The 10,509-nt window shown below is 62.1% G+C and carries 8 protein-coding genes and 2 riboswitches; of the genes, 3 read left to right on the top strand and 5 right to left on the bottom strand.

The window, feature by feature from the left end:
- Window positions 1-640: 640 nt before the first annotated feature.
- The 3 genes from recQ to MU846_RS12075 all read right to left on the bottom strand — a co-directional run bounded on the left by recQ (window position 641) and on the right by MU846_RS12075 (window position 4,617).
- Window positions 641-2,449: a DNA helicase RecQ gene (recQ, locus tag MU846_RS12085; protein WP_246953068.1), complete on the bottom strand. Its 1,809-nt coding sequence runs from the start codon at window positions 2,447-2,449 to the stop codon at window positions 641-643.
- 407 nt (window positions 2,450-2,856) lie between these two features.
- Window positions 2,857-3,903, bottom strand: a complete 1,047-nt coding sequence (locus MU846_RS12080) for a cytochrome-c peroxidase (protein WP_306799388.1) — start codon at window positions 3,901-3,903, stop codon at window positions 2,857-2,859.
- A 93-nt stretch (window positions 3,904-3,996) separates the two neighbouring features.
- Window positions 3,997-4,617 carry a trimeric intracellular cation channel family protein gene (locus MU846_RS12075; RefSeq protein WP_246953065.1) on the bottom strand — a complete coding sequence of 207 codons (621 nt, stop codon included), beginning with the start codon at window positions 4,615-4,617 and terminating at the stop codon, window positions 3,997-3,999.
- A 139-nt stretch (window positions 4,618-4,756) separates the two neighbouring features.
- Window positions 4,757-4,862: riboswitch (glycine riboswitch) on the bottom strand.
- 3 nt (window positions 4,863-4,865) lie between these two features.
- A riboswitch (glycine riboswitch) is annotated at window positions 4,866-4,953 on the bottom strand.
- A gap of 89 nt (window positions 4,954-5,042) precedes the next feature.
- Here MU846_RS12075 and MU846_RS12070 point away from each other — a divergent pair.
- Window positions 5,043-5,576, top strand: a complete 534-nt coding sequence (locus MU846_RS12070; protein WP_246953063.1) for a DUF4262 domain-containing protein — start codon at window positions 5,043-5,045, stop codon at window positions 5,574-5,576.
- A 447-nt stretch (window positions 5,577-6,023) separates the two neighbouring features.
- Here MU846_RS12070 and MU846_RS12065 read toward each other — a convergent pair whose 3' ends face one another.
- Window positions 6,024-7,373 carry a DEAD/DEAH box helicase gene (locus tag MU846_RS12065; RefSeq protein ID WP_246953061.1) on the bottom strand — a complete coding sequence of 450 codons (1,350 nt, stop codon included), beginning with the start codon at window positions 7,371-7,373 and terminating at the stop codon, window positions 6,024-6,026.
- Between the two features lie 204 nt (window positions 7,374-7,577).
- Complete coding sequence (locus MU846_RS12060) at window positions 7,578-9,020, bottom strand: M48 family metalloprotease (RefSeq protein ID WP_246953059.1); 1,443 nt, start codon at window positions 9,018-9,020, stop codon at window positions 7,578-7,580.
- 109 nt (window positions 9,021-9,129) lie between these two features.
- Between MU846_RS12060 and MU846_RS12055 the strand changes: the two genes are divergently transcribed.
- Together MU846_RS12055 and MU846_RS12050 are read left to right on the top strand one after the other, a co-directional pair.
- The gene (locus MU846_RS12055; protein ID WP_246953057.1) at window positions 9,130-9,408 is read left to right on the top strand and encodes a sulfurtransferase TusA family protein; all 279 of its coding nucleotides are present in this window, start codon (window positions 9,130-9,132) and stop codon (window positions 9,406-9,408) included.
- A gap of 12 nt (window positions 9,409-9,420) precedes the next feature.
- A complete protein-coding gene (locus tag MU846_RS12050; protein WP_246953055.1) occupies window positions 9,421-10,494 on the top strand; it encodes an AI-2E family transporter in 1,074 nt (357 codons plus the stop codon).
- Window positions 10,495-10,509 lie beyond the last annotated feature (15 nt).

Below are 10,509 nucleotides of genomic sequence, written 5' to 3'. Positions count from 1 at the left end.
CCGGGCACAAAGCCGCGCAATAACTCGCGTACCATTTCCGCATGTGAGAACAGCAGACGGTAGCTGGTGTCGTGGTCATCCATGTCCATGGCCTCCTTCCTTGCATTCAATATAGCGGTTGGCGGGCGAGACGGGCTGTGGCGTATCTCGGAGGAGCGTGTAGGTGTTTGCCGCTAAAAATTGTAGGAAAACGGCTGCTGGTATTTTTATCGTCGCGGTTATCTCTGGTGATAAAGCCGGGGTGGCCTCGCTGATGGCTTGCCGGGAGTGAAGGCCGGCGGTGAAGGTGGGCTTACGCTATCTGGCTTGAAGGTCTGCTTTTCTCTATCTGGTGTAGACGCCGGTATTTAGCGGTGGTGGCTTGGAGCTACCGGGGCTGCCCTTGTTTGGTGAATTGGGCGTAGATAATGAAATCGATTTTCTGCAATTCGCTTGTCTCCCGAGAGGAGGGGCTGGAAAAGTCTCTTTTTGGTTGATTAATCCGCCGGGCTGCCAGGGTGAAGTTGTGAAGGGAAGGGCAGAGATAGCGGATAGTCAGGACAGAGCCAGAGGGCAAGGCAAGGAAGGCAAGAGAAATGGCGGCGTTGCGCAGTAGTGTTGGTGGAGCTGTTCAGAGGTAGCTGGGAGGGGCTGTGATGATTCAGGAGGCGTATTCGTGTTCGCGGATGAGTTCGAGAAAGTCGTCGCCGAATCGCTCCAGTTTTGTTTCGCCAACGCCGGTGACGCTGAGTAGTTCGTTGTCTTTCAGCGGGCGCTTTTCCACCATTTCGAGCAGGGTTCGATCATTGAAGATGACATAGGGTGGCACGCCATGTTCGTCGGCGAGTTGTTTGCGCAATCGGCGCAGGGCTTCCCACAGGGGTTTGTCTTCCTCGGGCAGGGCGGGCTGGTGGCGGCGGCTGCGGCTGCGTTCGGTTGCTTCTTTCATATCTTCGCGCAGGTGGATGGTTTCTTCGCCGCGCAGGATCGGGCGACAGGCTTCGGTGAGGTGCAGGGAGCCATAGCCTTCCACATCCACGCGCAGCAGGCCGCGCGCTACCAGTTGCCGGAAGATGCTGCGCCAGCTGGCGGCGGGGAGGTCGGTACCGAGGCCATAGGTGCTTAAATGCTGGTGGCCGAACTGGCGGACTTTTTCGTTTTCACTGCCGCGCAATACGTCGATCAGGTGGTTCACGCCGAAGCGCTGGCCGGTGCGGTAGACGCAGGAAAGTGCTTTGCGCACGGCCTCGGTGGCGTCCCAGGTGCGGGCCGGGTGCAGGCAGCCGTCGCAGTTGCCGCAGGCTCCGGTACCTGGTTCGCCGAAATAATTCAGCAGGGCGTGGCGGCGACAGCCGGTGATTTCGCACAGGCCGAGCATGGCGTCGAGTTTTTGTCGTTCGCTGCGTTTATGTTCTTCGGAGCCTGCCGAGCTTTCGAGCATTTGCCGCAGTTTGATCACGTCTTCCACGCCGTAGACGAGCCAGGCAGTGGCGGGCTCGCCGTCGCGCCCGGCGCGGCCGGTTTCCTGATAATAGCCTTCGATGCTTTTGGGCAGATCCAGGTGGGCGACGAAGCGCACGTCGGGCTTGTCGATGCCCATGCCGAAGGCGATGGTCGCCACCATGATGATGCCGTCTTCACGCAGGAAGCGCTGCTGATTGTCGCGGCGTTGGGCGACGGGCAGCCCGGCATGGTAGGGCAGGGCATTGAAGCCTTGCTGTTGCAGCCAGCTGGCGGTGGTTTCGACCTTGTTGCGTGACAGGCAATAGATGATGCCGGCGTCGCCGGGGTGCTCGTTGCGCAGGAAACGCAACAGTTGCTGGCGAGCATTGCTTTTCTGGGTGATGCGATACTGGATGTTCGGGCGATCAAAGCTACTGACGAAATGCGCCGCGCTGCCCAGCTCAAGCCGCTGCGCAATCTCGGTGCGGGTGCGCATATCGGCGGTGGCCGTCAGGGCGATGCGTGGCACCTCGGGGAACTGCTCGTGCAGCAGGCCCAGTTGCAGATATTCGCTGCGGAAATCATGACCCCATTGCGAGACGCAGTGGGCTTCGTCGATGGCAAACAGCGCCAGTGGAATCTGCTTCAGCAGCGACAACATGCGCGGCTGGGTCAGCCGCTCCGGGGCGATGTACAGCAGGTCGAGCTGGCCGTTCAGCAACGCCTGTTCGGTGGCCAGGGTGTCTTCACGGCTCAGGGTGGAATTGAGAAAGCCGGCTCGCACGCCGAGCTCGTGCAGGGCGTCCACCTGATCCTGCATCAGTGCGATCAAGGGTGAGATCACCACGCCAGTGCCGCTGCGCAACAGTGCCGGAATCTGGTAGCACAATGATTTGCCGCCCCCGGTGGGCATCAGCACCAGGGCATCTTCGCCGCGCCAGAGGGCTTCGATGATGGCCTGCTGATGACCACGGAAACTGTGGTAGCCGAAAACGCGTTCCAGCACTGTCAGGGGTGTGTCGCTCATGGCGAGGCAGTATACAGGTTGCCGCTGCGTTCTGCTGTGCGATGCTGCCGTGCGAAAGCGTACGAAATAGAGGACAGCAGGCGCGAGGCGCATGTCCATAGTCTGATGGTTACTCCGGCAGCGAGTGGTGCGGGGGCTCGTGCTGCGAAAGACACCAATATCGGAAGCTGGTTGCTTTTTGAGCGCCGCCTGTCCGGCTGCGGAATGCCTTGGCATGTTGGGGCTCATTGGCAGGCGCTCAGCGCTCATGAAATAGACGATTGGGCGCTCCGTTGCAGGGGCGCTCCGTTTGGCGCTTTCTTGTCGTGTGAAGTGCCGGGCGTGTTTGTGACAGGATCGGAAATCGGATGTGCGGCGCGTTGCTGGCCCGCGAGCGCCGCGATGGGGGGGCGCTCGCGGGTCGATAGTTATTCGGGCAGCGGCGTGCTGGCCGTGCTCGGCGGCAGGAGCGGGTACTGGATGCGTGGCATCTCACCGTTCAGGGCGTGCAGGAAGGCCGCGATATCGCCGGCTTCCTTGTCGGTAAGTGTTTGCCCGAGCTGGCTGGACCCCATTATTGCCACGGCCTGCTTGAGATCCCATACGCCACCGCTGTGAAAATAGGGCGGCGTCAGCGCCACGTTGCGCAATGGCGAAGCGCGGAACACATATTCGTCGGTGGCGGTGCGCGTGACTTCAAAGCGGCCTTTGTCTTCTACAGGCAGCACATCGGCGCCCGGTTTTTCGATCACGCCGAACGGAAAGTAGGCTTGCCCGCCCAGATTGACGCCGTTGTGGCAGGCTATGCAGCCACGCTCCATGAACAGTGTCAGGCCGGTTTTCTGTTGAGTGCTCAGGGCACTGTTATCGCCGCGCAGGAACTTGTCGAACGGGGCGTTGGGGGTGATCAGGGTGGTTTCGAATGCTTCGATGGCGCGCGCCATGTTATCGAAGGTGACGGGCTGATTCTGGTCGGGGAACGCCTGGCGGAACCATGCCACATACTCGGGAATGCTGCGCAGGGTGGCTTCGACACGCTCGGGCGTATTGTTCATCTCCACGCTGGCTTCTACCGGGCCTTTTGCCTGTTCCTTGAGATCGCTTGCCCGGCCATCCCAGAACTGCGCGCTGTTGAACACGGCGTTGAAGACAGTGGGTGAATTACGGGGGCCGCGCTGCCAGCCGTGGCCGATGGAAACGGGCACGTTGTCGCTGCCGCCCAGGCCCAGGTTATGGCAAGTGACGCAACTGATGATGTGGCTGCGCGACAGGCGCGGGTCAAAGAACAGCTTGTGCCCGAGCGAAACTTGTTCCTCGGTAATCCGGGCTCCCCGGACGCTTTCGACCCGCTCCGGGATCGGTTTGAAGATTCTGTTGGCGCGCTCGCGCAAGGCGGCGTCGCTCTCGTTATTGACGTTGTTGGCGTGCAGCAGCGGCGCCAGCAGCAGGCCGCAGCACAATAGTATTATTCGCATGATGTGTTTTCCCCTTTGTGCACGATGCTCAACCGTACCATGACAGCCTCGGCCGATGGAGGTGTTGACCCAAGTCACAGCCGGGGGTGGGTTTTACCGGCCCCAGCGGCCTGCAGGATATGAGAATACAGGCAGTGACCAGTGCCAGCGCAAGGCCGCCAGTCGCAAAATGATGCCGGTGGCGAAGCTGATCGACAACGTAAGGGTTTCCGAGATGCCGAGGGCCAGTAGCGCTAGATAAAGCAGCGCGATCACCAGCGAGACGCTGGCGTACAGCTCGTGGCGTAATACCTGCGGGGTGCGGTGGCAAAGAATGTCGCGCAGGATGCCACCAAAGATACCGGTGGTGATAGCGGACATGATCACCACGGCGATGTTGTAATCCAGCGCCAGAGCGACGTTGCAGCCGATCAGGGTGAACGCTACCAGGCCCAGCGAATCTACCAGCAGGAACAGTCGATAAAGGCGATGGATGTAGCGCGCTACCAGCAGAGTGACCATGGCGGCGCCGAGGGTCAGGTAGATGTATTCGGGGCGCTGTGTCCAGGTGACGGGATAATTGCCCAGCAGGATGTCGCGCACGGTGCCACCGCCCAGTGCGGTGACAAAAGCGATCAGGGCGACGCCGAACAGATCCATATTGCGCCGGCCCGCCGCAAGGGCACCCGACATGGCTTCGGCGGTGATGGCGATCATGAAAATGATATTGAGCACAGCGGACTCTCTTGGTTGGCCCCGCTTGGTTGGCGCTACTTGGCGGATCGGCTGGTCCCGTTTGAAACCGGATGAGCCCGGCTGGTCGAGCGCGACCGGTCGGGGCAGCCGGGCTGGCCTTCGGCCTCCGTGTGGGGGTGCCTCTCCCTCTGTCCTGTTACCTGAGAGTTTGGGCGGCCGGTACGAACTGGCTGCCTTGCCCCTTCGGTGGGCCGCTGCAACGGCCGCTCTCCAGTCGGCAAAATCATGTCGGGATCGCAGTAACGGAACCTGAGCGATTATGGGAGTTTGCGCCTTCGGCGGAGGGGGAGCCCCTCTCTCTCCTGCGATGCGCGGGATAATAACGTATGCGGCGATGAATCGCGACCGCAGAGCCGCTAGACTGGCGGGCCGTTTCTGCCTGTGAACCTGTAAAAGAGGGTGCGATGTTTCTGGATGCCATGCCGGGCGGTTTTATTTATCCGCAGCCGGAAGATGATGAAGATACGCGCATCCTGGCGCATGTAAATCGCAAGGGCTGGCATAATCTGGCAGTGCCGCCGGCCGAGGGCGAGCCGGGCTACAGCTTTACGCTGGGCCATTTTCTCAATTGCGATCATCCCGAGCTGGTGCTGATGGGCCTCAAGGCCGAGTTGGCCAGCCGGATGCTGGATGCGGCGGCGGTGCGGGTGCGCGATATGGGCGAGCGGTTGCAGCCGCATCGGGAATACCCGGATTTCCTGCCGGGCCTGACGGTGGCCTTTCTGCCGGTGGAATTTGCTTTTTACGGGCAGTATCTGGGATACGCCAACTGGTTTTACGAGCATTTGCCGTTGCCATATCCGGCGCTACAGATGGTGTGGCCGGACGGGCGCGGCGTGTTCCCCTGGCAGCCTGGCTACGATGCACGCTTCCGCCGTTTGCAGCCGCTGCTCGGCATGACGCCGTCGCCGGCGCAGCAGGCGACGCGTTTGCAGTGAGTGGGAGTGGCTATATGCGCTGCCGAGCTGGCGGTGGCTCACTGCATGAAGAGTGTGTTTTTCCGCGCAAGTTATTCCCCGGCACTTCTTCCGGCCCAAAACGCAGTCCTGTTCTACAAGGCGAACGGCACCAGTACGAAGCCGGTGAGCGTGCCCAACGTGAACTCGATCAGTATAACGAAAGCTGGATAGCAGGATCAGAAAGCCGAGCGGAAGGAACCGCCCGGTGCTGATTTGACGCCCGTGAACGCGCCGGGAAGGCCGGGCATGTCTCCGATCGGTTCCATTGCCACGGCGGCGGGATAGAGGCGGCCGATTGTCCCGGTCGCTGGAGCTCGGTGTCAGTGTCGAGCCGGGCCTGCACAGCACCACGCTCACGAACGGAACACGATGCGCCGATAACCGGGCCCCGGGATCAGATCCGGGGCCTGTTGGTGTAACGCGGGATCAGGCGGGCGTGGTGGCCGGGCGGCGACGACGGCGGCGCTGGCCGCTGTTGTCGCCGGCTTTGGGTGCGTTGCCGGTGGCGCGCTTAGGCGCGGCGGAAGTGCGCGGCGCGCCACTGCGTGCGGCATTGCCACGGCCGCCACCGTTGCCGCCATTGCCACCGCCCCGGCGCCCGCCGCGTTGCTGGCCGTTGGGAATCGGCTCGGGCTTGATGCTGGGGTCGGGCTCGAAGCCCGGCAGCGTGTTCTTCGGCAGGCTGCGGCCGATCAGCCGTTCGATGCCGGCCAGCAGTTTGTTTTCATCCACGCACACCAGTGACACAGCTTCGCCCTCGGAGCCGGCGCGGCCAGTGCGGCCGATGCGGTGCACATAATCTTCCGCCACGTTCGGCAGCTCGAAATTCACCACATGCGGCAGTTCACTGATATCGATGCCACGCGCGGCAATATCGGTGGCCACCAGTACTTGCAGGGCGCCGGCCTTGAACTCGGCCAGTGCGCGCGTACGTGCCGACTGGCTCTTGTTGCCATGGATGGCCATGGCGCTGATGCCTTGTTTGTCCAGTTGCTCGGCCAGCCGGTTGGCGCCGTGTTTGGTGCGTGTGAACACCAGCACCTGATACCAGTTGTGGCGCGTGATCAGCTCCGCCAGCAGCTCCCGCTTGCGCTCGCGATCCACCAGATACACTTTTTGTGCGACGGTTTCGGCCGTGGCATTGCGGCGTGCAACTTCGATCAGCGCAGGCTTGTCCAGCAGGCCCTCGGCGAGACGCTTGATATCATCGGAAAACGTCGCGGAGAACAGCAGGTTTTGCCGTTTCGCCGGCAACAGGCGCAGCACGCGGCGGATATCGTGAATGAAGCCCATGTCCAGCATACGGTCGGCTTCGTCCAGCACCAGAATTTCGATGCCGGAGAGGTCCACAGTGCCCTGGCCCGCATGGTCGAGCAGGCGGCCGGGGCAGGCCACCAGAATGTCCAGCGGCTTGCGCAGGCGAGTGATTTGCGGCTGCATGCCGACGCCGCCGAACATCACCATGGAACTGAGCGGCAAATGGCGGCTGTAGGAGCGCACGGATTCTTCCACTTGCGCGGCCAGCTCGCGGGTCGGCGCCAGAATCAGCGCACGGATGCTGCCGCGTTTGCGCGCCGGCGATTGCATCAGCCGTTGCAGGATGGGCAAGGTGAAACCGGCGGTTTTGCCGGTGCCGGTTTGCGCGCCGGCAAGCAGATCGCCACCGCTGAGCACCGCAGGGATAGCCTGGCGCTGGATCGGTGTGGGGGTGTCGTAACCCTGATCGTGCACGGCACGCAGGATGGCCTCATCAAGGCCGAGTTCGGAAAAAGACATAACGCTCCGGGAAGCAAAAAAGGCCTGTCGCCATCTTTGTTGGCGCCAGTCTCAGGCGGATGATTGAAAACAGATCGGGCAGGTAGGGTCGCTGACTGGTGGCGACGAGCGCGCATGGTACAGGGTAATGGCGCTGCCTGCCACTTGAGCGGTGCCACCTGTCATCTGAACAGTGCTGCCCGCCACCGACGCGCAGCGCGTGGCTTAGAAACGTTCATCGGCAAGCTGTTCCATGGTACGCAGGCGGGCGCGGATTTGCGTATGCAAGGCAAAGCGATCATCGCTCTGCGCCAACGCAAAACGCATCTGCTCTACGGCGCGCTGCTCTTGCCCCATGGCAAACAGATATTCGCCACGCGCCTGATGGGTGCGGGCGCGATCACCTTCTTTGCCCCAGACTTCGGCCAGCAAGCGATACAGTTGCGGGTCTTGCCGGCGTAGCAGCAGGCGATCGAGCAACTGGCGCGCTTCGGTGGTTTCGTTCAGGGCGATCAGGTTGTCGGCCAGCAGCACCGAGGCGGCATAGTTGCCCGGTATCACCCGCAGCACCTCTCGGAGCAGCTCGACGGCTCGCTGCGATTCGCCTTTATGTTGCGCCACTTCCGCCAGCGCGATACGAAACCAGAATTGATCCGGTGATTGTTCTGCGAGTTGCTTGAGCGTGCGCTCGGCCAACGCGTAATCACGCGCACGCAAGGCGCTCATGGCGAGCCCGAACCCGGCAGCTTGTTGGGTGGCGCTGGTGCCGCCTTCATACTGGCCGCGAAAGTGCGTCAGTGCCTGTTGCGTATCACTGAAAAAGCCGGCCTGGATGCGGGCGCGGATCAGCTGGAATTCCGGTGCGGCACGCATGCGCGGGCGGGGCAGTGCCTGGGCGCGGCTGCGGCTGTCGGCGACGCGGTCTTCTGTGACCGGGTGGCTGAGAATGAATTCCGGCGGGTTGCTGGCGTACTGGCGGGTGCGCAGCAGGCGCTCGAAAAAGCGCGGCATGGCGTGTGGATCAAGGCCGGCGTTCACCAGCGTCTGCATGCCGACGCGGTCGGCTTCCCGCTCATGGTGGCGCGAATAGGCCAATTGGGAATGGATCGCCGCCGCCTGGCTGGTGGCAATGCCGGCCATGCCAGCCTGGGCGTCACCGGCAATCGCCACCGCCATGCTCGCCAGCAAGGCTGCCAGCATGGTGTAATTCATGCGCTGGCTGTCGGCGTAGCGGCGGGTAAAGTGGCGCTGGCTGACGTGGGCAATCTCGTGGGCAATCACGGCGGCCACTTCGTCCTCGCTGTCGGCGTGCAAAAACAGCCCGGCGTTCAGGCCGATCACGCCGCCGGGCACTGCAAAGGCGTTGATATCGCGGTTGTTGACCACTACCACGGCCAGATCAGGCTCGGTCAGATCGCTGTAGGAGGCGAGGCGGTATACCAGATGCTCGACATAATCCTGCACCAGCGGATCTTCCAGCAATGGCACCTGGCCGCGCAAGCTGCGCAGCCAGCCGCGCCCGAGGCGGTATTCCTGCTCCGGGGTCAGCAGGGTGTCGCTGGGGTCGCCCAGATTCGGCAATTGCGGAGTATTCGCCCAACCGGCCAGCGGCGCGCACCAGAGCAGCGCCAGCAGCAGCGGGAGGCAAAATACGCGCAGGTGTGTCAAAGTCGTCTCCTGAAACGATCTTGAGCCAGTATAATGCAGGTGGCCTTCACTCCGGCAGCTTGTCGGGGTGCTCCCTTTTATATGTACGCCCCAAGCGCTTCGTGGAACCATGCCTGAAGTTACCCTGTCCGAACACAGCCCTGAACACGCCGATCTGACGCTGGATGCTACCGGGCTACGTTGTCCGTTGCCGTTGCTCAAGACCCGGCAGGCGTTGCGGCAGCTGGCGCCGGGGGCGCTGCTGCTGGTTCGGGCGACGGATATCGGTGCCCGGCGGGATATTCCCGCCTACCTGAGACAATCCGGGCACGAACTGGTTCGCGCCAGCGAAACCGATGGCGAGCTGCGCTTTCTGATTCGCGTGGCGGACACGACCTCTGCCCCCTGACTGGAGCCTTGCATGCTGGAAGTGTTGCGCAACTGGTATCACGCCTATTTTTCCGATGAAGAAGCAGTCTACCTGTTCTTCATTCTCGCTGCGGGGCTGGTGCTTATCCTGTTGTTTGGCCGCATGCTGGCGCCAGCGCTCACCGCGCTGGTGGTTGCTTACCTGTTGCAAGGGCTGGTGGGACGCATGACGCGCATGGGGCTGCCGGAAAAGCTTTCTGTGTGGCTGGTGTTCCTGTTGTTTCTCGGCGCACTGGTAGCAACGCTGGTGCTGCTGCTGCCGGTGATCTGGAAGCAGACCATGAATCTGGTGCAGGATCAGTTGCCGCGCCTGTTGCAGGCCAGCGAACGCTGGCTGCGCGAGCTGCCGACGGCCTACCCGGACGTCGTGTCGGTGCAGCAGGTGAACGCAATCATCGATCTGGCCCAGCGCGAGCTGGCGCACGCCGGCCAGGTGATCCTGTCGCTGTCGCTGGCCTCGATCCCCGGCGTGATGGATGCACTGATTTTTCTGGTGCTGGTGCCGCTGCTGGTGTTTTTCTTCATGGCGGACCGGCAAAAGCTGATGGACTGGGCGGCTTCTTTCCTGCCGGAACGGCGCCAGGTGTTGGCAGAAGTCTGGGCGGAAATGGATCTCCAGATTGCCAACTATGTGCGCGGCAAGGCGTTGGAAATCCTGATTGTCGCGGTGGCCTGTTTTGTATTATTCGCCACGCTGGGGCTGAATTATGCGCTGCTGCTGGCGGTGGTGGTGGGCGTCTCCACGCTGATCCCCTACCTCGGCACTATTTTTGCCACGATCCCGGTGGCGGCGGTGGCCTATGTGCAATTCGGCTGGAGCAGCGATCTGGCGCTGGTGATGATCGGTTACAGCGTCATTCAGTTTATCGACGGCAACATCATTCCCACGCTGCTGTTTTCGGAAGTGGTGAACCTGCATCCGATCGCCATTATTGTGGCGGTGCTGGTATTCGGTGGGCTATGGGGCTTCTGGGGTGTGTTTTTTGCCATCCCGCTGGCAACGCTGATCAAGGCGGTGGCGTACGCCTGGCCCAAGCGGCATCAGTCGCCCCTGCTGGAGGAGTAGCTGCGCAACGCCGCA

It is taken from the genome of Alcanivorax quisquiliarum (assembly GCF_023051175.1).
Taxonomy (GTDB): Bacteria; Pseudomonadota; Gammaproteobacteria; order Pseudomonadales; family Alcanivoracaceae; genus Isoalcanivorax; species Isoalcanivorax quisquiliarum.
Note: the sequence above shows the minus strand (reverse complement) of the source record. Positions and strands in the feature narration are given on the sequence as shown.

Bases quoted from the DNA above. Each gene is read 5' to 3' on its own strand.
- MU846_RS12055 (WP_246953057.1), top strand. From the start codon at position 9,130: ATGCCTGAAGTTACCCTGTCCGAACACAGCCCTGAACACGCCGATCTG.
- MU846_RS12070 (WP_246953063.1), top strand. From the start codon at position 5,043: ATGTTTCTGGATGCCATGCCGGGCGGTTTTATTTATCCGCAGCCGGAA.
- MU846_RS12050 (WP_246953055.1), top strand. From the start codon at position 9,421: ATGCTGGAAGTGTTGCGCAACTGGTATCACGCCTATTTTTCCGATGAA.
- MU846_RS12080 (WP_306799388.1), bottom strand. From the start codon at position 3,903: ATGCGAATAATACTATTGTGCTGCGGCCTGCTGCTGGCGCCGCTGCTG.
- MU846_RS12065 (WP_246953061.1), bottom strand. From the start codon at position 7,373: ATGTCTTTTTCCGAACTCGGCCTTGATGAGGCCATCCTGCGTGCCGTG.
- recQ (WP_246953068.1), bottom strand. From the start codon at position 2,449: ATGAGCGACACACCCCTGACAGTGCTGGAACGCGTTTTCGGCTACCAC.